The sequence below is a fragment of the Curtobacterium sp. UNCCL17 genome, from assembly GCF_000686685.1.
Taxonomy (GTDB): Bacteria; Actinomycetota; Actinomycetes; order Actinomycetales; family Microbacteriaceae; genus Curtobacterium; species Curtobacterium flaccumfaciens.
The window spans coordinates 99,814-122,332 of record NZ_KK366001.1 but is presented as its reverse complement, the minus strand read 5'-3'; the positions used below and the strand labels follow the sequence as shown (position 1 = coordinate 122,332).

General features: G+C 71.7%; 25 protein-coding genes. 9 read left to right on the top strand and 16 right to left on the bottom strand.

What is annotated here, in order from left to right:
• Positions 1-235: 235 nt before the first annotated feature.
• The 4 genes from BR70_RS0110455 to BR70_RS0110440 are packed head-to-tail and all read right to left on the bottom strand — an operon-like array spanning position 236 to position 3,237.
• Positions 236-631, bottom strand: coding sequence for a DUF7882 family protein (locus tag BR70_RS0110455; protein WP_027466019.1), 396 nt, complete (start codon positions 629-631; stop codon positions 236-238).
• Between the two features lie 8 nt (positions 632-639).
• Positions 640-1,860 (bottom strand): alpha/beta hydrolase family protein, encoded by a 1,221-nt coding sequence (locus tag BR70_RS20490; RefSeq protein WP_051596823.1) that lies wholly within the window; start codon positions 1,858-1,860, stop codon positions 640-642.
• A gap of 4 nt (positions 1,861-1,864) precedes the next feature.
• A complete protein-coding gene (locus tag BR70_RS0110445; protein ID WP_027466018.1) occupies positions 1,865-2,770 on the bottom strand; it encodes a hypothetical protein in 906 nt (301 codons plus the stop codon).
• Complete coding sequence (locus tag BR70_RS0110440) at positions 2,770-3,237, bottom strand: hypothetical protein (RefSeq protein WP_027466017.1); 468 nt, start codon at positions 3,235-3,237, stop codon at positions 2,770-2,772. The genes BR70_RS0110445 and BR70_RS0110440 overlap by 1 nt, the downstream gene beginning before the upstream one ends.
• A 79-nt stretch (positions 3,238-3,316) precedes the next feature.
• Here BR70_RS0110440 and BR70_RS0110435 point away from each other — a divergent pair, with 79 nt between their 5' ends.
• Complete coding sequence (locus BR70_RS0110435; RefSeq protein ID WP_027466016.1) at positions 3,317-3,700, top strand: ArsR/SmtB family transcription factor; 384 nt, start codon at positions 3,317-3,319, stop codon at positions 3,698-3,700.
• Positions 3,700-4,683, top strand: a complete 984-nt coding sequence (locus BR70_RS0110430) for an SRPBCC family protein (RefSeq protein ID WP_027466015.1) — start codon at positions 3,700-3,702, stop codon at positions 4,681-4,683. Before BR70_RS0110435 ends, BR70_RS0110430 begins: the two co-directional genes overlap by 1 nt.
• A 65-nt stretch (positions 4,684-4,748) precedes the next feature.
• On the opposite strand, the gene BR70_RS0110425 is transcribed toward BR70_RS0110430, so the two are convergent.
• The 5 genes from BR70_RS0110425 to mvk are packed head-to-tail and all read right to left on the bottom strand — an operon-like array spanning position 4,749 to position 10,011.
• Positions 4,749-5,900, bottom strand: a complete 1,152-nt coding sequence (locus tag BR70_RS0110425; protein ID WP_027466014.1) for a hydroxymethylglutaryl-CoA synthase — start codon at positions 5,898-5,900, stop codon at positions 4,749-4,751.
• Positions 5,897-6,961: a hydroxymethylglutaryl-CoA reductase gene (locus BR70_RS0110420; protein WP_027466013.1), complete on the bottom strand. Its 1,065-nt coding sequence runs from the start codon at positions 6,959-6,961 to the stop codon at positions 5,897-5,899. The genes BR70_RS0110425 and BR70_RS0110420 overlap by 4 nt, the downstream gene beginning before the upstream one ends.
• Positions 6,954-8,036 (bottom strand): phosphomevalonate kinase, encoded by a 1,083-nt coding sequence (locus BR70_RS0110415; RefSeq protein WP_027466012.1) that lies wholly within the window; start codon positions 8,034-8,036, stop codon positions 6,954-6,956. Before BR70_RS0110415 ends, BR70_RS0110420 begins: the two co-directional genes overlap by 8 nt.
• On the bottom strand, positions 8,033-9,034 hold the full coding sequence (mvaD, locus tag BR70_RS20485; protein WP_035808751.1) for a diphosphomevalonate decarboxylase: 1,002 nt from the start codon (positions 9,032-9,034) through the stop codon (positions 8,033-8,035). The genes BR70_RS0110415 and mvaD overlap by 4 nt, the downstream gene beginning before the upstream one ends.
• Entirely contained in the window at positions 9,028-10,011 is a 984-nt protein-coding gene (gene mvk / locus BR70_RS0110405) for a mevalonate kinase (RefSeq protein WP_027466011.1), read from the bottom strand. The genes mvaD and mvk overlap by 7 nt, the downstream gene beginning before the upstream one ends.
• A gap of 104 nt (positions 10,012-10,115) precedes the next feature.
• On the opposite strand from mvk, the gene BR70_RS0110400 reads away from it, so the two are divergent.
• From BR70_RS0110400 to BR70_RS0110390, 3 genes are all read left to right on the top strand, one after another.
• On the top strand, positions 10,116-10,568 hold the full coding sequence (locus tag BR70_RS0110400; RefSeq protein WP_181440215.1) for a MarR family winged helix-turn-helix transcriptional regulator: 453 nt from the start codon (positions 10,116-10,118) through the stop codon (positions 10,566-10,568).
• 101 nt (positions 10,569-10,669) lie between these two features.
• Positions 10,670-11,092, top strand: coding sequence for an organic hydroperoxide resistance protein (locus tag BR70_RS0110395; RefSeq protein WP_027466009.1), 423 nt, complete (start codon positions 10,670-10,672; stop codon positions 11,090-11,092).
• Between the two features lie 27 nt (positions 11,093-11,119).
• Complete coding sequence (locus BR70_RS0110390) at positions 11,120-12,094, top strand: zinc-binding dehydrogenase (protein ID WP_027466008.1); 975 nt, start codon at positions 11,120-11,122, stop codon at positions 12,092-12,094.
• Positions 12,095-12,163: 69 nt separating this feature from the next.
• Here BR70_RS0110390 and BR70_RS0110385 read toward each other — a convergent pair whose 3' ends face one another.
• From BR70_RS0110385 to BR70_RS0110355, 7 genes are all read right to left on the bottom strand, one after another.
• A complete protein-coding gene (locus BR70_RS0110385; RefSeq protein WP_231495686.1) occupies positions 12,164-12,868 on the bottom strand; it encodes a DUF4396 domain-containing protein in 705 nt (234 codons plus the stop codon).
• 109 nt (positions 12,869-12,977) lie between these two features.
• A complete protein-coding gene (locus BR70_RS0110380) occupies positions 12,978-14,435 on the bottom strand; it encodes a sugar porter family MFS transporter (protein ID WP_051596822.1) in 1,458 nt (485 codons plus the stop codon).
• A 155-nt stretch (positions 14,436-14,590) separates the two neighbouring features.
• Positions 14,591-15,127, bottom strand: coding sequence for a hypothetical protein (locus BR70_RS0110375; RefSeq protein WP_027466005.1), 537 nt, complete (start codon positions 15,125-15,127; stop codon positions 14,591-14,593).
• Between the two features lie 244 nt (positions 15,128-15,371).
• Positions 15,372-17,093 (bottom strand): glucose-6-phosphate isomerase, encoded by a 1,722-nt coding sequence (pgi, locus tag BR70_RS0110370; RefSeq protein ID WP_027466004.1) that lies wholly within the window; start codon positions 17,091-17,093, stop codon positions 15,372-15,374.
• Positions 17,094-17,312: 219 nt separating this feature from the next.
• Positions 17,313-19,544 carry a heavy metal translocating P-type ATPase gene (locus tag BR70_RS0110365; protein ID WP_027466003.1) on the bottom strand — a complete coding sequence of 744 codons (2,232 nt, stop codon included), beginning with the start codon at positions 19,542-19,544 and terminating at the stop codon, positions 17,313-17,315.
• The gene (locus tag BR70_RS0110360) at positions 19,541-19,759 is read right to left on the bottom strand and encodes a heavy-metal-associated domain-containing protein (protein WP_027466002.1); all 219 of its coding nucleotides are present in this window, start codon (positions 19,757-19,759) and stop codon (positions 19,541-19,543) included. Before BR70_RS0110360 ends, BR70_RS0110365 begins: the two co-directional genes overlap by 4 nt.
• Positions 19,760-19,790: 31 nt before the next feature.
• Positions 19,791-20,081: a metal-sensitive transcriptional regulator gene (locus tag BR70_RS0110355; protein WP_027466001.1), complete on the bottom strand. Its 291-nt coding sequence runs from the start codon at positions 20,079-20,081 to the stop codon at positions 19,791-19,793.
• A gap of 82 nt (positions 20,082-20,163) precedes the next feature.
• Between BR70_RS0110355 and BR70_RS22340 the strand changes: the two genes are divergently transcribed.
• From BR70_RS22340 to BR70_RS20475, 4 genes are all read left to right on the top strand, one after another.
• Complete coding sequence (locus BR70_RS22340; RefSeq protein ID WP_027466000.1) at positions 20,164-21,384, top strand: AraC family transcriptional regulator; 1,221 nt, start codon at positions 20,164-20,166, stop codon at positions 21,382-21,384.
• A gap of 169 nt (positions 21,385-21,553) precedes the next feature.
• Positions 21,554-22,012: an Asp23/Gls24 family envelope stress response protein gene (locus tag BR70_RS0110345; protein ID WP_027465999.1), complete on the top strand. Its 459-nt coding sequence runs from the start codon at positions 21,554-21,556 to the stop codon at positions 22,010-22,012.
• Positions 22,009-22,200, top strand: a complete 192-nt coding sequence (locus BR70_RS0110340) for a DUF2273 domain-containing protein (protein WP_017885412.1) — start codon at positions 22,009-22,011, stop codon at positions 22,198-22,200. The genes BR70_RS0110345 and BR70_RS0110340 overlap by 4 nt, the downstream gene beginning before the upstream one ends.
• Positions 22,197-22,511: a hypothetical protein gene (locus tag BR70_RS20475; protein WP_035808748.1), complete on the top strand. Its 315-nt coding sequence runs from the start codon at positions 22,197-22,199 to the stop codon at positions 22,509-22,511. Before BR70_RS0110340 ends, BR70_RS20475 begins: the two co-directional genes overlap by 4 nt.
• Positions 22,512-22,519 lie beyond the last annotated feature (8 nt).

Here is a 22,519-nt window from a genome sequence, read left to right as displayed (position 1 = left end):
TCCCGGATTCGACTCGACCGCTCGTCTCGGCCACCGGTGGTTCGCCGGTGCCGGGCTCGCAGTCCGTCACGGTGCTGTTCGGGTCCCCCTCCTGCCGCGGACTCTGTCAGCACCGGAGCCCTGGCAGACCGGCGCGGGGGACGACAGCCGACCGCGGTACGCAAACCGTACGACATCGGACATTACGAGCGGAACCCGTTGACCGGGATCAGCGCACTGTGCTAACACCCCGGGATCATCTCGCGGTGCTCCCGCTCGGTGTCCCCGAGGCGTCGTCCGCGTCGCCGGCTGCCACCGCCCGCGACCACGCCGAGTCGGCCGCCGTGCTGGTGTCCGCCGGTTCCGGCGTCAGCACGAGGCCCGACCCCGAGGTGGCCGAGGCGTAGAGGTCCTCGAGCCAGCTGCGGTTGATCGACGGCACCCGGCTGCCGGTGAACTTGAAGTGCAGGCTCACGTTGGGGTGCAGCCAGATCGTGCTGCGACCGTTGCCGTGGACGACGTCGTCCTTCCACGAGAACGCGAAGCGGTGGTCACGCCGGAGCATGTTGACGATGACGATCTGCAGGTGCGTGAGCGCGCGGTCGTCGATCCGCAGGTCGAGCGGTCTTCCGTCGTAGATGAGCTGCCCCATGGCTCCTTCTACTCCTGCGCTCCGGTGTGCGCGAGACCGGACGCCCAGGTGGTGATGGTGCGGTCGAACCAGACGGCGTCGACGTTGCGCTCCCAGGCGTGCTCGGCCGGCTCGCTGACCGCCAGTGTCACCGTGCCGGGGTGGGCGTCGGCGAACTCCTGACTGGCCGAGAACGGCACCGTGGTGTCGCCGGTGGAGTGGATGAGCAGGGTCGGTGGCAGCTGCCGGGGTGCGCGCAGCCAGGACAGCGCGCGCACGTCGACCGGCGAGCGCAGCCCAACCATCCGGCAGAGGACCGGGGTCGCCATCGCCCCGAGGGCAGCGCCCACCACAGGGCCGGGCAGCCCCGCGCGACGGGCCTGGGACCGGACGGTGACGGCCCAGTCCAGTGCCGGGGCGACGAGCACGATCCCGGCCAGGCGGTCACGGTGCGCCGAGCGGGCGAGGAGCTCGTGCGTGATCGTCGCGCCCATCGACCACCCCACGATGACGAGCCGTTCGGCGCCGTTCGCGACGGCGTGGTCGAGCGCCACTTCGACGTCGGCCCACTCGCGCGCGCCGAGGTGCGAGGCCCGGCCTTCCCACGGTGCTTCGCCGTCGCCGCGGAACGACGGGACGATCGAGGTCCAGCCCAGTTCGAGCGCGGCGGGGACGGTCCGGAGCGCGGTGACCCGGGTCGTCCGGATCCCGTGCACGTGGACGGCCCAGGTCCGGGCGGCCACGGGGTCGGCGCCCCGGGCAGCTGCGCGGTCGGGGTCCGCGCCGCGTTCGGCCGCGCGGTCCGGGCGCGCAGCGCCGTCCGGACCCGGACGCACCACCCACGCGGGTGCCGGCCCCACCGGCGTCGGCAGCGACACCTCCGACCAGTCGACGTCCATCGCCGCTGGGTCCGGGTGCACGTGTCCGCTCCACCGCACCCGCGACGACACCGCGCCGGTCGTCCGCACCACGGCGCGGCGCACGAACCCGGCGGCTTCGTCGACCTCGAGCACCGGCCCGACGGTGGTGTGCCCCGGGCCGTCGTGCCACAGCCCGTACTCCCCCGGCCGCACGGTGTCGTCGGTGATCGGCATCAGGACGGAGTCCGCGTCGGACTCGATCACGGGCGTCCACCGATCGCCACCGGGCAGCACGATCCTGCCGACGACCTTCCGCAGGACGACCAGGACCGCCAGGGACACCGCCGCCAGCACCACGAGCGCTCCGAGCACCCACCACACGATCGTCACGCCGTCATCCTCCGAGGCTCCGGGTCAGGGTCCGTTCCGCCGACCGCACCTGCGCGAGTTCGGCGTCGTCGAGGGTCCGTCCCTGCACCTCGGCGTCGCGGATCGCGATGACCAGGTCGTAGGTCCGGGCCTGCGGGTCCCCCGGCCGCTCGACCGCCCGCACCGCGTGCCGACGGGCGATGCGGCGCAGGCGTCGGTGGTGCCCGCGGTGGCGCAGGTCACGGCCCCACCGCCGGAACGTCAGCGAGGCCATCGCCACGACGATGAGCACGATGCCGAGGTAGAACGGCGGGTCGAAGGCCAGGCGCAGGCCGTCCCGCACCCCGGCCGGGAAGAGCCCGAAGTGGTCGGCGGTGAGCGAGGCGACCTCGTCGAGACTCGCTACGACGACCAGCGCGAGCCCGACGCGGAACACCACGAGCGCCACCGGGTTCTGCAGCACGCCGCGGCGCAGTGTCGTCGCGGCGATCAGTCCCACGCCCACCATGTACGCGGTCGCGTAGAGCCACATCGGGGTCTGCTCGATCTCGCGCACGATGAAGTGGAAGTCGGTCCCGCCACGCTCCTCGACCAGCAGGAACGGCACCGTGAAGGCCACGACCACGACGAGCAGCGCCACCGGCCTGGCGAGCACCGGGCGCTCCGGCAGGTCGTCCGTGCTCGCGCGGAGCATCAGCCAGAAGGCGACGGTCGCGCAGACGTTCTGCACCAGGTTGATGAGGTTCGAGCCGCCCAGGGCACCGTCGAGCACCGGCTGCGGCACGACGCTGCCGAGGGTCAGGAGCCCGAGCGCCCCGACGCCGGTGGCACCCCAGGCCGCCCGGCCACGGGGGTTCCGCAGCACGTACGGCGTGCGGGCGAGGAAGATCAGCGCCGCGAACCAGAAGGCCGCGGCGTGCAGGACGGCCATCAGCCGTAGGCCCGCTCGTCCGCGCCCGTGGCCCCGGCGAGCAGGACCGTCGCGAGCTCGTAGGCGAACCGTTCGGCGAAGTGCTCGTCGTCGTCGGAGATGCTCACGAGCCCGGAGTCGGCGTCGAGCGCTCGACGGCAGACGTGGCCCCCGGCGGCGAACTCGGCCACGGACGACGGGGTGGGGGTGCCGACGTCGCCGTGCACCAGGTGCCCGAGCTCGTGCAGCACGCAGTGCATGCGGTAGAGCGGCGGTGCGTCGGCCGGCACGAGTACCAGGTTCTCGTGCTCGAACTGCGACACGAGCGCGGTGAGCGGACCCCAGCTCGGGCCGTCGACGTCGACGACGCGCGTGGGTTTGCCGACCATCCGACCGACGCCGGTCACCACGTCGGACAGCTGCGGCGCACGGGGCAGGGTGGCGACGAGGGCACGGACGGCACCGGACGCACCCAGCTGCTCCGCCATCGCCCCTCCGATCTCCGCGGCAAGACTACCGGCAGGTCCCCCTTGTGGACGAGACCGCCCGGACGTAACCTACAACCAAATGGTTGTACGAATCGAACTGTCCGACGCCGAGGTCGACCGGGTGTTCCACGCACTGGCCGACGCGACCCGTCGTGACATCGTCCGGCGCACGCTCGTCGGGTCGTCGTCCGTGAGCGAGCTCGCGGACGCCTACTCGATGTCGTTCGCCGCCGTCCAGAAGCACGTCGCCGTCCTCGAAGGAGCCGGACTCGTGAGCAAGGAGGCCCGCGGCCGCACCCGCATCGTGCGCGCCGAACCGGAGCAGCTCGACCGGGTCCGTGATCTCCTCGACGCCTACGGCCGCCTCTGGCAGAGCCGGATGGACCGCCTGGGCGACCTGCTCGACGGCGACGCGTCCGGACACCCAGCACCAGACGACACCCGACGACACCAGGAGCGATGATGCCCACCACGTCCGTCCACACCGATCCCGACACCCTCTCGATGACCCTCGTCGCCGAGTTCCCCGTCCCCGTCGAACGCCTCTGGGCCGCCTTCGCCGACCCACGCCAGCTCGAGCGGTTCTGGGGACCGCCCGGGTTCCCCGCGACGTTCACGACGTTCGACCTGCGCCCCGGCGGCCATGCCGACTACCGGATGACGTCCCCGCAGGGCGAGCGGTTCCACGCCGTCTGGCAGGTCACCGAGGTCGACGAGCCCCGCCGCATCGTCTTCCGTGACCTGTTCACCGACCCCCAGGGCACCGTCGACGAGTCACTCCCCGCGGGCGAGACCGTGTTGTCGTTCGGCCCGGCCGACGACGGCTCGCGGGTCACCGTGGTGTCCTCGTTCGCCTCGGCCGCCGACCTCGACGCGATGCTCCAGATGGGCATGCTCGAGGGCTACCAGCAGGCGTTCGGCCAGCTCGACCGGGTGCTCGCCGACCTGCGCGAGTGGGCGCTGGGTGCGGGCACCGAGACCGAGGTCCTCGACGACACCCACGTCCGGATCACCCGGGCGTTCGCGGCGCCGCGGCACCTGCTCTGGCGGGCGCACACCGAGCCCGACCTGGTGCGCCGGTGGCTGCTCGGCCCCGACGGGTGGGAGATGACGGTGTACGAGAACGACCTGACCCCGGGCGGCGCGTTCCGGCAGGCCTGGGCGCCGATGGGTGACACCGAGGGCGAGCCCTTCGGGTTCGAGGGCGAGAACCTCGTCGTCGAACCCGAACGCCGGATGGTGTCGACCGAGCGCATGACCGGGGCGCCCTTCCCGCCGAACACGAACGACCTGCAGTTCGACGAGGACGACGGCGTCACGCTCATGACGCTGCTCGTCACCTACCCGGACCGGGAACAGCGGGACATGATCCTCGCGACCGGCATGACGGAGGGCATGGAGGCCAGCTACCGGCGGCTGGAGCGCGAGGTCCTGTCCGCAGCGTGACCAGCAGACGGACGGGAGGCCCGTGGCGGCGCCGCCACGGGCCTCCCGTCCGTCCGGTGTCCGGTCTAGGACTCCTCGTAGTGCCGCGCGCCACCGCGCACGCCCGCGAAGCGGAACGGCGCGGTCGTGACGCGCGGACGCTCGACGTCCTCGCTGGTGGCGGCACCCGCTGCGTGCAGCGCGCGGTACGCGTCGACCGTCAGCGGGACCCGGGCCTCGAGCAGCGACCGCACACGACCCGCACGACGGTGCTCGCGGTAGTCGGGCCGGACGATGCCGGTGATGAGCTCACCGACGCTGCCCGAGCCGTAGCTGAACAGGCCGAGCCGCTCCCCCGCCAGGTCGTCGTCCAGGTCGAGCAGCGCTGCGAGCCCGATCCAGAGCGACGCCGTGTAGGTGTTGCCGGTCTGCCGGTTGTAGGTGAACCCGATCGCCAGGTCGGCCTCGTCGAACGGTGCGCCGACATGCTGCGTGAGCTTGCGGTGCGCCTTGATCGCCATCTTGGTGAAGGGCTGGTGGTGCACGAACCGGGCGATGTCGTCGTACGCCGGGCCGCCCTGTTCCGCCAGGTCGTCCCAGGCGCCGACGAAGGCGTTGACGTACGCGCTCACCGAGAGCCGACCGTCGACCAGTGCGGTGGAGCGGTCGTTCGGCCGCCAGAAGTCGTCGACGTCCGCGGTGTAGACGCCCGCCGCCGGCTCGATCTCGATCAGGTCGGGGTCGGCGGACACCAGGATCGCGGCGGCACCGGCACCCTGGGTCGGCTCGGCCGGGGTGTCGACGTCGTACCGGGCGACGTCGGCGGCGATGACGAGCACCCGCTCGTGCGGGGCGCGGGCGACGATGCCGAGTGCGAGCTGCACCGCGGCCATCCCGCCGTAGCAGGCCTGCTTCAGCTCGACCACGCGGACGGCCTTCGGCAGCCCGAGCAGGCCGTGCACGTATACGCCGGCGGCCTTCGACTGGTCGACGCCGGACTCGGTGGCGAACAGCACCGTGCGGATGCCCTCGACGCCGTGCCGGTCGATGAGCTCCTTCGCCGCCGCGGCGCCCATCGTGACGATGTCCTCGTCGGGCGCGGGCACGCTGAAGGCGTCCTGCCCGATGCCGACGTGGTACTTCGCCGGGTCGACGCCGAGCCGCTCGGCCAGGTCGTCGAGCTCGAGCACGTGGTGCCCGGTCGCGATCGCGATGTCGTGGATGCCGACGCCGGTCATGCCGCACCCCCTGCGGGCTTCGCGCCGCGGCGTTCCATGGCGACGTGGGCGGCCATCAGCTCACCCGGGTTGGTCTGTGCGGCGAGGAGCGAGAGCTCCCCGCACAGGACGGTCGCGGCGCACAGGGCGGCGAGGCGGCGGGCGTTCCCGCCCGGCTCGCGGTCCTCGCGGCAGCCGAGGCGCACCAGGGCGTCCTCGACGACGGGCAGGTCCCCGCCCTTGCCGTTGCCGACCGTACCGACGATCAGGTGCGGCAGCGAGGTCGCGAAGTACAGGTCGCCGTCGCGGTCCTCGGCGCTCGTGATGCCCTGCGAACCCTCGACGATGTTGGCGGCGTCCTGCCCGGTGGCCAGGTAGAAGCCGAGCAGCATGTTCGCGTAGTGCGCGTTCGCCGAGCGGATGGCCCCGGCGATCGTCGACCCGATCAGGTTCTTCGCGATGTTGAGCTCGACGATGCGCGCGGTGCTCGACCGCAGGCGCTTCTCGACGACCTCGCCCGGGATCACGATCTCGGCGATGGTGTTGCGGCCGCGGCCACGGATGCCGTTCACCGCGGTGGCCTTCTTGTCGGTGCAGAAGTTGCCCGACACCGAGACGTACCGCAGGCCCGGCTGCCAGTCCAGGATCGCCGGCAGCAGCTTGTCCGCCGCCTGCGTGACCATGTTGTGGCCGGAGGCGTCGCCGGTGGTGAACGCGAAGCGCAGGAACAGCAGGTCCCCGACGATCTCCGGGTGCACCTCGATGAGCTTGGCGAACCGGCTCTGTCCGGACACGATCGCGGCGAGCTCGTCCTGGCGCGCGAGGATCTGGCCCGCGGCGACGTGGGCTGCTGCGGCGCTGTCGGCACGGACCACGACGGACCGGGTCATGCGCTCGTCGACGACGGTCGCGACGATGCCGTCCTCGACCATGCGCGAGATGCGGGCGCCGCGGCCGACAGACGGCCAGAGCGGCGACTCGTAGGTGGCGAGGGGGACCTCGTGCTCCCCCTGCACGGCGTTGCCGCTGACGCGGATCGGGCCGACCCACTTGGTGGGGATCGGTGTGAGCAGGTCACTCATCGAGGGCTCCTTCTGGTGCTCGCACCGCGACGCTGAGGTGTCTGATGTCGTGCGCCTCCCAGGCGCGGTGGATGCCGGCGGGGTCGGTGTCCGCCGGGACGAGCGCGATGCCGCAGTCGCCGCCGCCGGCCCCGGACGGCTTCGCCGCCCCGCCCGCGGCCTCGACGACGTCGCACAGGGTCGCGAGACGCTCGGTCTCGATCTGCGACCCGACGGATGCACCGAGGCGCTGCAGCAGCCCGCGGGCGCGTCGGAGGGCACCGAGCGTGCGCTCGGCGTCGCCGGTCTGGAGGCCCGTGGTCAGGTCGTCGACGGCGCTGCGGCTCTCGTCGAGGAACGCCTGGTACCCGCCGTTGCGGTGCCGACGCACCACGTCGACGAGCTTCGTGGTGGACGCGGGCGAGCCGGTCCAGCCGACGAGCAGCCGCAGGTTCTCGGGGGCGGGCAGCCGCTGGACGTCGAAGCCGTCCCAGGCGTCGGCGTCCGTCAGGATCGCGGACACGGCGTGGTCGCCGAGCATCGCGGCGAGGCGCTCGCGGTCGGGGGCGCTGTAGCGCAGCCAGCCGCCGAACGTGCTCGCGGCGAGGTCGCCACCGGAGGCCCGGGGGTTCACCCGGATGGTGGCGAGCAGGGCGACCTGGAAACGCTGACGCTGCGTCAGGCCGATGCCGTAGAAGCGGTCGAGGGCGCCGACCGTGGCGACGGTGACGGCGGCCGAGGACCCGAGCCCGAACTTCCGGCCGCTGGCGTCGTCCAGTTGGCTCTCGATGCGCAGTTCGTGGAACCGCGGGGCGATGCCGTGCTCGGCGCGGAGCTTCTCGACCAGGTCGATCGTGGCCATCACGTAGTCGTACGGGTGGTGCTCACGGTCGAGCGCCAGGCCGTCCTCGGCACGGGTCCACGTGAGCGGCAGGTGTCCGTACTCCTCGGAGTGCACGCTGCCCGCGCCGTGGCCCTCGCGCACCTTCGCCGTGATGGCGCGGTCGAGGGCGATCAGGACGGACGGCTGGCCCGGCTCGACGACGGCGTACTCGCCGGCGACGAACAGCTTGCCGTGTGCACGGAACTCGATCACTGCGCGGACTCCTTCTGGTCGGGATTGCTCCCGATCTCTTCGGAGCGGAGCACCCGCGCGGCAGGTCCGGTGCCGGACTCGATGACGTCCCCCAGCGACGCGAGCGCCCCGGCGACCGCCGCCCGGTCCTGCGGCTTCGTGAGCACGACGACGTTCGGGCCCGCGTCGGCCGTGGCGTAGGCCTCGGTGCCGCCGGCGCGCAGCTCGGCGACGGCGTCGAACACGGCGACGCTGCGGGCGTTGAGGTAGCGGATCGGCGGGAACGCGCCCTCGATCGTCGCGTGCATGCGGAGCGCGTTGCTCTCGGTGATCTCGCCGATGCGGGTGAAGTCGCCAGCCGCGCAGGCCGTGAGCATGTCGCCGACGGTCTCGGTCGTCGAGGTCACCCAGGCCGGGTAGAACGGCGACGTCGCGATGGTGCGGCGCATGGCCTCACGCGACCCGATCGGCTTCGGGCCGGCGTCGATCGTGACCACGACCATCGCCATCGGCGGGGCCGGGATCGGCTCGGCGAAGGAGCCCTGGTCGTCACCCGCGTGCCAGACGGCGACACCGCCGGGGATCGAACGCGTGGCCGAGCCGGAACCGCGACGTGCCAGACGCGACAGGTCGCGCGGCGACAGGTCGAGGCCGTAGGCCGCGGCGGCCGCGGTCGCCAGTGCGGCGAAGCCGGACGCGCTCGAGGCCAGCCCGGCACCGGTCGGGACCGTGTTCTCGGACACCACCGACGCCCGCTCGGACGACCCCGCGAGTTCGCGCACCAGGTCGAGGAACTGCTGCACGCGCACCAGCGCACCGTCGTCGACGACGTGACCGTTCAGCGTGAACGCGTCACGCGCCTCCCGTCCGCCGTCCACCTTGACGGTGGTCGTCGTCGGGAACACGTCGAGCCCCATCGAGACGCTGCCCGTGGCGGGCAGCGCGAGCTGCGCGTCCGCCTTCCCCCAGTACTTGACGAGGGCGATGTTGGGGTGCGCGACGGCGGTGGCTGTCAGCAAGCGCGGGCTCCGATCGTGGTGGTCCAGGTGGCTGCGGCCCCTGCGCCGCGGAGTGCGGCCGCGATGCGGTCCGCGTGGTCGTCGTCCGTGGCGAGCGCGAGGACGCACCCGCCCCGCCCGCCGCCGGTGAGCTTCGCGCCGAGGGCGTCCGCAGCGCGTGCGGCGTCGACGAGCCGGTCCAGGTCGTCACTCGACACGTCGAGTGTGCTGAGCAGGTCGTGCGCGGCGTCCATGGTGGCACCCAGAGCCTGGGCATCGCCGTCCTCGAGTGTCCCCCGTGCCCGCCGGGCGAGCGCGCCGATCCGGTCGATCACGGCGCCGACACCGACCGGATCCTGGTCGTGGCGGGCGCGGACGGCCGAGACAGCCTCGCGGGTGTGCCCGGGGACGCCGGTGTCCGCGACGACGAAGGTGAACCGGGCGCCGAGCGTGACGGGTTCGATCCGGCCGCCCTCGAACCAGACCGGCGCGGACGCGACGACGCCCCGGGCGTCGAGGCCGGACGGTCGGCCGTGGGCGACGCGCTCGCACTCCTGGATGAGCTCGTGGTGGGTCTCGGCGTCGAGGGTCTCGCCCAGGGCATCGGCGACGGCGGCGGTCACGGCGGCGGCGACCGCGGCGCTCGAGCCCATGCCGCGGGCGGTCGGGACCTCGCTGTCGACCCGGACGTGGAAGTGGCGGTCGGTGACCCCGAAGTGGCGCAGGGTCGCGGTGACGGCGGTGACGGTCGGCATCACGGCCGCGGGTGCGAGGTCGAGGGGGCCGGTGTGCACGGTCGACTGCAGGCTGTGACCGGGCTGCTCGGCGTCGTCGGCGACCGGGGTGACCGTCGCCACGACCCGCGCGTCGAGGACCGGCAGGACGAGAGCGGGTGCGCCGTAGACCACGGCGTGCTCACCGATCAGGATCGTCTTGCCGTGGGACGACGCCGATCCGTTGCCGGGGGTCGTGGTGTTGTCGAGGTCGCTGCTGGTCATCGTGGGTCACGTCAGCCTAACCGTCCGGGCCGTCGGCGTGTTCGTCAGCTGGGCATCCGCTGCATCGAGTTGTGCACAACTGGGTTGCGTGACAGTGTTGACGCATGCCCGTGACCGACGAGATGGTGTGCTTCTCCCTCTACGCGGCGTCCCGCGCCACCACGCAGGCGTACCGCACGATGCTCGAACCCTGGGGCCTGACGTACCCGCAGTACCTGGTGCTCGTGACCCTGTGGGTCGAGGGCGACCAGACCGTCTCCGGCCTCGGCGAACACCTGCAGCTCGACTCCGGCACCCTCTCGCCACTGCTCCGCCGCATGGAGCAGAGCGACCTGGTCCGCCGCGAGCGCCGCAGCACCGACGAGCGCGTCGTCACGGTGACCGTCGGTGACCGCGGCCGCGAACTGCGGTCCGAGCTGAGCGGCATCCCCGCGCGGATCGCCGCAGGCATGGGCCTGGCCGACGAACGTGCCGCCGCCGAGCTCATCGCGACGCTGCACCGGCTGACCGAGACGATGCACGCGGCGGCCGACCCCGCTGGCGCCGTTTCGCGCTGAGCGACACCTCACGCCCCCGTGCGCCCGTGAACTGTCGCTGAGCGCGAGAGCACGCCGCACACCCCCGAACTTCACGATCCGCCCCACAAGGAAGGAACACCATGGAAGCCCTCTACACCGCCGAGGCCCTGGCCACCGGCGAAGGCCGCAACGGCCACGTCGCCACGAGCGACGGCACGGTCGAGTTCGACCTCGCCATCCCCAAGGAGATGGGTGGCTCCGGCAACGGCGCCAACCCCGAGCAGCTCTTCGCCGCCGGCTACGCCGCCTGCTTCCACTCCGCACTGCAGGGCGTCGCCCGCAGCCAGAAGGTGAAGATCACCGACTCGTCCGTCGGCGGTCGCGTGTCGATCGGCCCGAACGGCAACGGTGGCTACCAGCTCGCCGTCATGCTCGAGGTCGTCATCCCCGGCCTGGAGCACGACCAGGCCCAGGCCCTCGCCGACGCAGCCCACCAGGTCTGCCCGTACTCGAACGCGACCCGCGGCAACATCGACGTCACCATCGTCGTCTCGGAGGACTGACCCATGAGCACCACCACCCCCACCACCATGCGCGCCGTCGTCCACGAGACGTTCGCCGAGCCCGCCGACGTCCTCGAGGTGCAGGAGCGCCCCGTGCCGACGCCCGGCGCCGGCGAGGTCCTCGTCCGCACGGTCCTCTCCCCCATCCACAACCACGACCTGTGGACCGTCCGCGGCACCTACGGCTTCAAGCCGGAGCTCCCCGCCGCCTCGGGCACCGAAGCACTCGGCGTCGTCGAGGCCCTCGGCGAGGGCGTCACGAACCTGCAGGTCGGCCAGCGCGTCGCCGGCGGTGCCTTCGGCGTCTGGGCCGAGTACTACACCGCCAACGCCGCCGGGCTCGTCCCGGTGCCGGATGCGATGACCGACGAGGCCGCCGCCCAGCTCGTCTCGATGCCGTTCAGCGCCATCAGCCTGCTGCACTCGCTCGACCTGCACGAGGGCGACTGGATCATCCAGAACGCCGCCAACGGTGCGGTCGGTCGCATGGTCGCCCAGCTCGGTGCCGCCCGCGGCATCAACGTGATCGGACTCGTCCGTCGCGCCGCCGGTGTCGACGAGCTCCGCGAGCAGGGCATCGAGCGCATCGTCGCCACCGACGCCGACGACTGGCAGGACCAGGTCGCCGCGATCACCGGTGGCGCCCCGATCATCGCCGGCGTCGAGTCGGTCGGTGGCAAGGCCGCCGGCGACATCGCCTCAGTGCTGGGCGAGAACGCCACCCTCGTCGTCTTCGGCGCGATGGCGTCGCCGACGCTCGAGATCCCGTCGGGCAAGGTCATCTTCGGCCAGCTCACCGTGAAGGGCTTCTGGGGCTCCGTCGTCAGCAAGACGATGCCGCGCGAGACGAAGGGGCAGCTGTTCGGTGAGCTCATCACCCGCGTGCTCGACGGCTCGCTGACGCTCCCCGTCGCCGAGACCTTCGCTTTCGAGCAGGTCCGCGACGCCGTGCGCGCCAGCGACACCGCGGGCCGCGTCGGCAAGGTGCTCCTGCGCCCGTAGCGCGACCACAGAACAGGCGGGAGGCCCGGTGCCAGCTGGCACCGGGCCTCCCGCCTGTTCGCTGGTCCGTCACATGGCTTGCTTGATGCCCCGACGCACCAGCCACACGTTCACGGGGTACGAGCAGACGAAGCCGGCCACCATCGCCAGCTGCATCGCCACCCAGAACTCCGGCGAGAAGACGCTCGCGCGCCCGCCGACGAGTGCCGGGAACACGACGAGCTGCCACACCGCCATCAATCCGTACATGCCCACCTGCCACGCGATGATCGACAGCGTGTCGGCCTTGAGTGCGGCGACGAGCCCGGCCCGGACGCCGAGGCCCCGCATCGGCGCGATGGCGAAGTACTGGAACACGATGCCGAGCACGAACGCGATGACGAAGTCGACGATCCACCCGGCGATCATCCGGTCCTGGTAGAGCGCGCCCAGGCCGACCGCCACCCCGAGCGCCGGGAACGCCGCGAGCCCGAACTCGCCGATCAGGTCACCGAGGGCGCAGCCGGCCCCGCAGTGGCTCGTGTCGATCGCTGTGCCCGCCCACCGTCCGTGGCCGGGCGCCGTCGCCCGCCCACGACGCAGGTAGAAGACGAGCCACACGACGCTGCCGAAGAGCATCGTGAGCGGCCACACGAACGCCATGACGCGCATCTGCGGCGGCCGACGCACCACGTCGACCGCCACGAACACGGCACAGCCCACGGCGACCACGAGCAGTGCGGAGCACACCACGTTCAGGGCGGCCGGGAAGTCCTGCAGCACCAGTTCCGTCACGCCTCCATGCAACCAACCGGGCGACGACGGTGGATCCAGTGAGCAGAAGACGTCGGGTGCCCTGGGGCGACCCGACGTCTCCTGCGCACTCGGTGCAGCGCGGTGCGGACTAGCGGCGCGACGCCTTCACGGGGACGGTGAAGATGTTGCCGGTGGTGACGCCCTCTTCGACCTCTTCGAGGGTGCGACCGCGGCTCTCCGGCACGAACTTCCAGATGAAGAGCAGCGCCAGCAGTCCGACGACCCCGAACCCGAAGAAGGTCCCGGTGATGCCGGTCGCTGCGACGATCGTCGGGAAGTACAGCCCGAGGAACGCGTTCGCGATCCAGAGGCAGAAGACCGAGATGCCCATGCCGAGCGCACGGATCTGGGTCGGGAAGATCTCGGACAGCACGACCCAGACCGCGATGTTGAGGAAGGTCTGCATCGAGCCGACGAACGCGACGACCAGGAACAGGATGACCCACGGGCGGGCCGGGTTGCCCTCGGGCAGCGCCACGGACGCGATGCCGATGAGGAAGTGGCAGATCGTCGTCAGCGTGAACCCGAGGATCAGCGTCGTGCGGCGGTTGATCTTCTCCATGTTGTACAGCGCGATGACGCCACCGATCACGGCGATCACGCCGGGGGCGATGTTCGCGATGAGGGCTGCCGACGCCTGGAACCCGGACTCGATGAGCACGGTCTGGCCGTAGTACATGATCGAGTTGATGCCGGTGAGCTGCTGCGCGACGCCGAGCCCGGCACCGATGAGCACGATGCGGATGAGCCACTTGTTCCCGCGCAGCGTGTGCCAACCACTGACGCGCTCGACCTTCGCTTCGAGGTCGTTGCTCCGCTTGATGTCGTCGAGCTCGGCACGGGCCCGATCGGTGGTCCGGACCTGCTCGAGGACCGAGAGCGCCTCGTCGTAGCGGTCCTTCGACGCGAGCCACCGCGGCGACTCCGGCACCCGGAGCATCCCGACGAACAGCGCGATCGCGGGGAGCGCACAGACGGCCAGCATGACGCGCCACACGCCGTTGCCCTCACCCCACACGTTGCCGATGATCGCGTTGACCACGAACGCGGCGAGCTGACCGATCACGATCATGAGCTCGTTGCGGCCGGACAGCGACCCGCGGATCTCGTACGGCGCGAGTTCGGCGAGGAACACCGGCACCACCGTGGATGCACCACCCACCGCGAGGCCGAGGAGCACACGACCGACGACGATGACCTCGAACGTCGGCGCGAACACGCAGATCAGCGTGCCGACGAAGAACGTGACGGCGAGCAGGATGATGGTCTTGCGACGACCCCAACCGTCTGCGATGCGGCCGCCGAGCATGGCGCCGATCGCGGCGCCGAAGAGCAGCGAGCTGGTGACCACGCCCTCGGTGAAGTTCGTGAGACCGAGCTCGGCCTTCATCGGGTTCAGCGCACCGTTGATGACACCGGTGTCGTACCCGAAGAGCAACCCACCGAACGTGGCGACGAGGGCCAGCACGCCGAGTCGTCGGCGGTGCGGCCCGGTCCCCAACGGGGGCAGTGCGACAGTCGGGGCTGTCGGTTTGATGTCGACCATTCGGTGACTCCTTCGTCGGTGATCGCGCGTCAGTGCGTGGACCGATCGTAACCCGATTCCATGTCCTGTCAATTGGACATTCTGTCGTCAGGTCGTTTGGATCGGTCCACAGAAGGCCTGATGAGGACGGGAGCGGTCCAATCTGCGGATCAGGTTCAGCGCTCGTCGTCGACGGGGCCCTCGCCCAGGACGTCCCCCAACGAGGCCATGTCGGCACCGTGGTCGGTGTAGCGGCGCACGGTCCGTCGGGCGGCAGCACTCGCTGCGCCGGACAGGGCAGGGTTGCGTCGGGCGGCGTCGGCGACGCGTCCGGCGTGCCCCGCGGTGGAGAGCAGCACGTTCGCGAGCGCTCGGGCGTCACCGCGCTCGGGGACCCCGGTCACGGTCCAGGCCGTGCGGACCTGGGCGTCGGGGGTGACGCCACGACGGGTGCCCATCCGGTGCCAGTCCGACAGCACGCCCTCGGTGCGTGAGGCCGCGCGGTCCGCCTCGCCTGCGCGTCGGCGTGCGGCGTCGCGGGCGTCGGACTCGGCGTCCGCACCCTCGACCGTGTCGTACCGGTCGGTGAGCCCGTCAGCCCGTCGTCGGACGCTGTCGGCCCGTTCACGCGCTGCGGCGTCGTCACCACCGGCCGCTGCGATGCGGGCGGCGTGCGCGGCGGCAGCCGCGGCGAGGATCTCCGAACGCTCCATGCCCTCGACCGTAGCCGCTCCGACCGACACCGGCGGACCGTCCGGCGCGGTGACGGGGCGCGGCGGCAGGCGGCAGGCGGCGTTTCGCGCTGAGCAACACCTCACGGGCCAGCGCGCGCGTGCGGTGTCGCTGACCGCGAAACCGGCCCGGCGTCCGCCCCGCGGCCAGCGCACGCACACAAACGGACGGGAGGCCCGTGGCGGATCCGCCACGGGCCTCCCGTCCGTCAGGTGGGGGCGTGCGCTACTTCCGCAGCTCCAGGTACTTCGCGATGAGCGCCTTGGTCGACGGGTCCTGCGCGTCGAGCGCGGCCTGGTCGCCCTCGACGGCCGGCGTGACCTGCAGCGCCAGCTGCTTGCCGAGCTCCACACCCCACTGGTCGAACGAGTCGATGCCCCAGATCGTGCCCTCGGTGAACACGATGTGCTCGTACAGGGCGATGAGCTGGCCGAGGACGCTCGGGGTGAGCTCCGGCGCGATGATCGACGTGGTCGGCTTGTTGCCGGGGAACGTGCGCGCCGCGACGATGCCTTCGTCGGTGGTGCCCTCGGCGCGGACCTCGTCGGCGCTCTTGCCGAACGCGAGCGCCTTGGTCTGCGCGAAGAAGTTCGCCAGGAACAGCGTGTGCACGTCGGTGCCGGGCGCGACACCCTTGCCGTCTCCGGTCTCGTCCTTCAGCGGACGGGCCGGGTTGGCGACCGTGATGAAGTCGGCCGGGATCAGGCGGGTGCCCTGGTGGATCAGCTGGTAGAACGCGTGCTGGCCGTTCGTGCCGGGCTCACCCCAGAAGACCTCGCCGGTCTCGGTGGCGACGGGCGAGCCGTCCCAACGCACGCGCTTGCCGTTCGACTCCATCGTGAGCTGCTGCAGGTACGCGGCGAAGCGGTGCAGGTACTGCGTGTACGGCAGGACCGCGTGGCTCTGCGCACCGAGGAAGTTCGTGTACCAGACGTTGAGCAGGCCCATCAGGACGGGGACGTTCTGCTCGAGCGGCGTGGTGCGGACGTGCTCGTCGATGGCGTGGAAGCCGGCGAGGAACTGCTCCCAGTTCTCCTTGCCGATGGCGATCACGACGCTCGTGCCGATGGCCGAGTCGACCGAGTAGCGGCCGCCCACCCAGTCCCAGAAGCCGAAGGCGTTCTCGGGGTCGATGCCGAACGCCTCGACCTTGTCGAGCGCGGTGGAGACGGCGACGAAGTGCTTGGCGACGGCGTTCTTCTTCTCGTCGTCGGCCGCGTCGGTCAGCCCGAGCTTCTCCCACAGCCACTGGCGGGCGAGGCGCGCGTTCGTCAGGGTCTCGAGCGTGCCGAAGGTCTTCGACGCGACGATGAAGAGCGTGGTCTCGGGGTCCAGGTCCGCGGTCTTCTCGTAGATGTCCGCCGGGTCGATGTTCGAGACGAAGCGTGCCTCGAGGCCGGGCTGGACGTAGGGCTTGAGTGCCTCGTAGACCATGACCGGGCCGAGGTCGGAGCCACCGATGCCGATGTTGACGACGGTCTCGATGCGCTTGCCGGTGACACCGGTCCAGGCGCCGCTGCGGACCTGCTCGGCGAAGCCGTAGACCTTGTCGAGCGTGGCGTGCACGTCGGCGTCGACGTCCTGGCCGTCGACGGTCAGGGGTGCCGCCGGCACGAGGCCCTCGGTCGCCTTCGGGCGGCGGAGCGCGGTGTGCAGCACGGCGCGGTCCTCGGTGACGTTGATGTGCTCACCGGCGAGCATCGCCTGGAAGCGTTCGGCGACGCCGGTGTCCTTCGCGACCTGCAGCAGCGCGGCGAGGATCTCGTCGGTCACCAGGCCCTTGGACAGGTCGACGGTCAGGTCGGCCGCCTGGAAGGTGTACTGCTCGGCACGACCGGGGTCGCTGTCGAACCACCCTCGCAGGTCCGGGGTGAAGTCGGCAGCGATGCTGTCGAGCTTCTTCCAGCCTTCGGTCGATGTGGGGTCGACGGGAGCGGATTCGGTCACTTCGGTCCTCCTGGGGATCACGTTCAAGACGTACAGCCCGCGGGTCACGCAGCGCTGCGTCGCGGACCGTCTTCGAGCGTAGTGCGCTCCGGCAGGTGGTGCGCACAGTCGGCCGGGAGGCGCGGCTCGCGTTCGCTGCGCGCGTCACGCCTCCCGGCCGGTCGCGTTCACGGCTGCGGCCGGCTCGCCGGGTTCACGGCTGCGGCCGGCTCGCCGGGTTCACGGCTGCGCCGCGAAGCGACGCAGCCGCAGGCTGTTCGTCACGACGAAGACCGACGAGAACGCCATCGCCGCACCCGCGAGCACCGGGTTGAGCAGCCCCGCCATCGCGAGCGGGATCGCCGCGACGTTGTACGCGAATGCCCAGAACAGGTTGCCCTTGATGACGCCGAGCGTCGCGCGCGACAACCGGATGGCGTCGGCGACCACGGTGAGCCGGCCGCTCACCACCGTGATGTCGCTCGCCGCGATGGCCGCATCGGTGCCGGCCCCCATGGCGATGCCGAGGTCGGCCGCGGCCAGCGCCGCTGCGTCGTTCACGCCGTCGCCGACCATCGCGACGCTCCGCCCCTCGGACTGCAGTCGGCGGACGGTCTCGAGCTTCGACGCCGGGGTCGCGCGAGCGTGCACCTCGTCGATGCCGACCCGGGCGGCGACCGCAAGTGCGGCACCGTCGTTGTCGCCGGTGAGCAGCACCGGGTGCAGGCCGAGGGCCCGGAAGCGGGCGATCGCGTCAGCGGCCTCGGGCTTCACCGTGTCGCCGACGACGACCACGCCGAGGGCCGTGCCGTTCCGGGCGACGACGACCGCCGTGCCCCCGTCGGCCTCGGCGCGCTCGACGGCGTCGGACAGCACCGGGGGCAGGGTGATCGACCACGAGTCGGCGAGCCAGCGGGTCGTGCCGACCAGGACGACGTCGCCGTCCACGACGGCCTGCACACCGGCGCCGGCGGTCGCGGTGAACTGCTCGGTCTCGGGCAGGTCGACGCCTCGGGCACGGGCCGCGGTGGTGACGGCACGGGCGACGGGGTGTTCCGAGCCGTCCTCGACCGCGGCGGCGAGCCGGAGCACGGTGTCCTCGGTCTCGTCGACAGCGGTGACCGACCGCAGGGTCATCGATCCCGTAGTGACGGTGCCGGTCTTGTCGAGCACGACGGTGTCGACGCCGCGGGTGCGCTCGAGCACCTGCGGACCGCCGATCAGGATGCCGAGCTGGGAGCCTCGGCCGGTCCCGACCAGCAGGGCGGTGGGCGTGGCGAGCCCGAGGGCGCACGGGCAGGCGATGATCAGGGTGGCGACGGCCGCGGTGAAGGCCGCGGTGACCGAACCGCCGAACACGAGCCAGCCGACGAAGGCCAGCACGGCGAGCGCGATGACGATCGGCACGAAGACCCCCGACACGCGGTCGGCCAGGCGCTGCACCTCGGCCTTGCCGGTCTGGGCGTCCTCGACCAGGCGACCCATCCGGGCGAGCTCGGTGTCGGCGCCGACGCGGGTGATCGCGACGACGAGCCGGCCGCCGACGTTGATCGTCGCGCCGGTGACCCGGTCGTCCGGGCCGACCTCGACCGGCACGGACTCACCGGTGAGCATGCTGAGGTCGACGGCCGAGGAGCCGTCCTGCACCAGGCCGTCACTCGGGATCCGTTCGCCGGGTCGCACCACGACGACGTCGCCCACCACGAGGGACGAGGCGGGCACGCGGTGTTCGCCGCCGTCACGCAGGACGGTGGCGTCCTTCGCACCGAGTTCGAGCAGTGCCCGGAGCGCGGCGCCGGACTGCGTCTTCGCGCGGGCCTCCATGTACCGGCCGGCGAGGATGAACACCGTCACGGCCGTCGCGACCTCGAGGTACAGGTCGGCGGCCTCGGGGTCAGTGGCGAACCACGAGAACGTCATGTGCATGCCGGTCGTGCCGGCGTCGCCGAAGAACAGGGCGTACAGCGACCACCCGAAGGCAGCGAGGACGCCGACGCTCACCAGGGTGTCCATGGTGGCGGCACCGTGCCGGGCGTTGACCCACGCGGCACGGTGGAACGGGAGCGCGCCCCAGACCGCGACGGGCGCGGCGAGCGTCAGGGCGAGCCACTGCCAGTTCGGGAACTGCAGGGCCGGCACCATCGAGAGCACCACGACGGGCACCGCGAGCACGGCGGACACGACCAGGCGCCGGCGCAGCGGGCCGGTCGGGTCCTCGTCCACCGCGGGGCCGGCGTCAGCAGCGGCGGGCGGGGCCGGCACCGTGGCGCCGTACCCGGCCGACTCCACCGCGGCGATGAGCGCCTCGGGGTCGGCGGTACCGTCCGCGGCGACCTGCACCTGCGCCTTCTCGGTGGCGTAGTTGACCGTGGCGGTGACCCCGGGCAGCTTGCCGAGCTTCCGCTCGATGCGGTTCGCGCACGAGGCGCAGGTCATCCCGGTGATGTCGAGTTCGACGGTGCGGTCGGTCACGAGCGCACGACCTCGTACCCCGCCTCGGCGACGGCGGCGCGGAGCGCGTCCGCGTCGACGGGTGCCGCGGAGCTGACGGTGACCTCGGACGACCCGCCGGGGACGAGTCGGACGTCGACGCCCGACACCCCGTCGACCTCGGTGAGTTCCTCGGTGACGCTCATCACGCAGTGGTCGCAGGTCATGCCCTCGACGAGCAGCGTTTCGGTGGTCATGGTGTCTCCTTCTCGGTGGTGGTCGTCAGGGTCAGGAGCGGACGAGCCGGGCGATCGCCTGGCTGGCCTCGCGCACCTTCTCGTCGGCGGCGTCCCCGCCCTCGGCGACGGCCTCGGCGACGCAGTGCGCCAGGTGGTCCTCGAGCAGCGACAGCGCGACGCGTTCGAGCGCCCGGTTCGCCGCCGAGATCTGGGTCAGGACGTCGATGCAGTACGTCTCGTCCTCGACCATCCGCGCGATGCCGCGCACCTGCCCCTCGGCGCGACGGAGTCGCTTGAGCAGGTCGTCCTTGTCGCCGATGTACCCGACGTGTTCGTGCATGTCCGCCTCCACCGTTCTCAATACGGTACCCCCCTAGGGTATTCCGATCCCGTCCGAGCGCAACCGGTGGCATGATCGGCGCATGGACCCCTCGACGACGAATGGATTCCGCCGGCTGCGGTTCTCCGACGGCGAGGGATCCGACTACTCCGAGATCTTCGAGGCCGAGTACGGCGGCTCGGACTTCGCCTCCGAGACCTTCGCCACCGACGACACGCGGTACGAGTACACGGTCGTGGGCGACGACGACCTGTCGCTGCGCACCATGCGTGCCGAGGGCGGCCGGCGGGGCGGGGTCATCGGCGTGCGGGACGACCACGTGGTGTTCTGGCTGACCAAGGGCCGGCTCGAGATGCACTTCGCCGACCGCACCCGCGTCGTCGAGCCGGGCAGCCCGTACATCGCCTCGGCGTCCGAGGCCTACCGGTTCGAGTCCGACGGCACGGTCTACAACGGCGTGCACGTGTCCGACCGGTTCCTGCGGAGCGTCGGCCGTGACCTCGGCTACCGCCTGCCCGACGGCCCACTGCTGTTCGACCAGCAGGACGAGGTCGTCGCCCGGCGCGAACCGCTGCGGCACCTGATCCGTGAACTCGGGCCGGCCCTGGTCGACGACCGCGTGCTCGGACCGATGCGGACCGCCCTGAACCGCCGGCTGGCCGTCGTCATCCTCGACACGTTCCCCATCCGGAACCGCGGTGACGACGTGCCCGTGGCGAACCGGCTCCGTGACGCGATCCGGTTCATCGAGCTGCACGCCGCCGAACGCCCCACGGTCCCCACGATCGCCGCCGCGTGCGGACTGAGCCAGCGCGGACTGCAGGACGTCTTCGCCCGGACGCTCGACACCACTCCGCACCGCTTCCTGCGCGACCACCGCCTGGACCGTGTGCGCGAGGAGCTGCTCCGCGCGGACCGGGGTGGCCCGGTCGCCCCGGCGGACTGTCCGCTCGTGTCCTCCGGCATCGCCGCGATCGCCCGTCGCTGGGGCTTCACCAACCCGGGCCGGTTCGCCGAGACCTACCGCGACCGGTTCGGTGAGGACCCGGCCGTGACGAAGCGCGCGTCGCTGGCTGCGCAGCCGGAGGCCGGCAAGGCGTCGTGGCGTGTCCGCCGTGCGGTGTCGTACATCCAACAGCACCTCGACGACCCGCTCACGCTCGACGACATCGCGGCTGCCGCAGGGGTGCTCCCCCGACGCCTGCAGCAGCTCTTCCGCGAGGAGCGCGGCGAGTCGCCGATGGCCTGCGTGCGCGCCATGCGGGCCGCTGCAGAACGCAACGACGCGGCCGGAAACGGCTGAAAAGCCCGACTGAACAGGCCGGGGGTACACGCAGATCCGCGGATTTCCGGGGATGCCTGGACACCACCCGAATCCGAGAAGTCGTGTGTGACGAATCTCTTCCACAGCCCGTCTCATCCGTGAACAGCAACCGCTGGGAACGCCCGGCGGGTCAACGGAAGGAACGAACATGGCTGACACCATCACCCCCACCCCGGCCACCACGGCGACCCGTGCCACCTCGCACGCCGGCACCAGCGGCGTCACCGGCAAGACCGTCATCGACGACACCGTCGTGTCGAAGGTCGCCGGCATCGCCGCCCGCGAGGTCAACGGCGTGCACTCCCTCGGCAACGGCGCAGCCCGTGCCATCGGCGCCCTCCGCGACGCCATCGGCCAGCGCGACTTCGGCCAGGGCGTCAAGGTCGAGGTCGGCGAGAAGCAGGTCGCCGCGGACATCGTGATCGTCGCCGAGTACCCGGTGTCGCTCCAGCAGGTCGCCGACGGCGTCCGTTCCGGTGTCGCCCGTGCCCTCGAGCAGATCGTCGGCATGGAGGTCGCCGAGGTCAACGTGACCGTCCAGGACGTCTACATCCCGGGCGACGACGACGACAACGACGACGAGAAGAAGGAAGCCCGAGTCGCATGAGCAACACGCTGATCGGCGCCCTCATCGGCGCAGTCCTCGCCGTCGTGGCACTGCAGTTCGGGTTCTGGGGCTTCGTGCTCGTGATCGTGTTCGGTGCGATCGGGGCCCTCGTGGCCGCCCTCGCCACCGGTCGCATCGACCGCGGTGCCCTGACCGACGTGCTGACCGGACGCCGGAGCTCCCGGTGAACGCCGGCCCGGACGTCCCGGGCCGCGTCGAGATCACCGCACGCGCGCTCACCTCGCTGGCGCGGGCCGTCGCAGCCGAAGGGCTCGGCGCCCCCGCCAAGCGGGTGCGCGTCGGACTCGGCGACGCGTCGGGAGCACTGTCGCTCGACATCACCGGGCCGATCGCCGCGAGCGACGACATCGTCTCCGGGTCGATCCGGATCGCGGAGCAGGTCAAGGGCCGCGTGAGCGACCTGACCGGACGCCGCGTCGGCAGTGCCCACATCGAACTCACCGGGATCGTGCGCGAGCACGAGTCCCGTGCCCGCTAGGAGGCCAT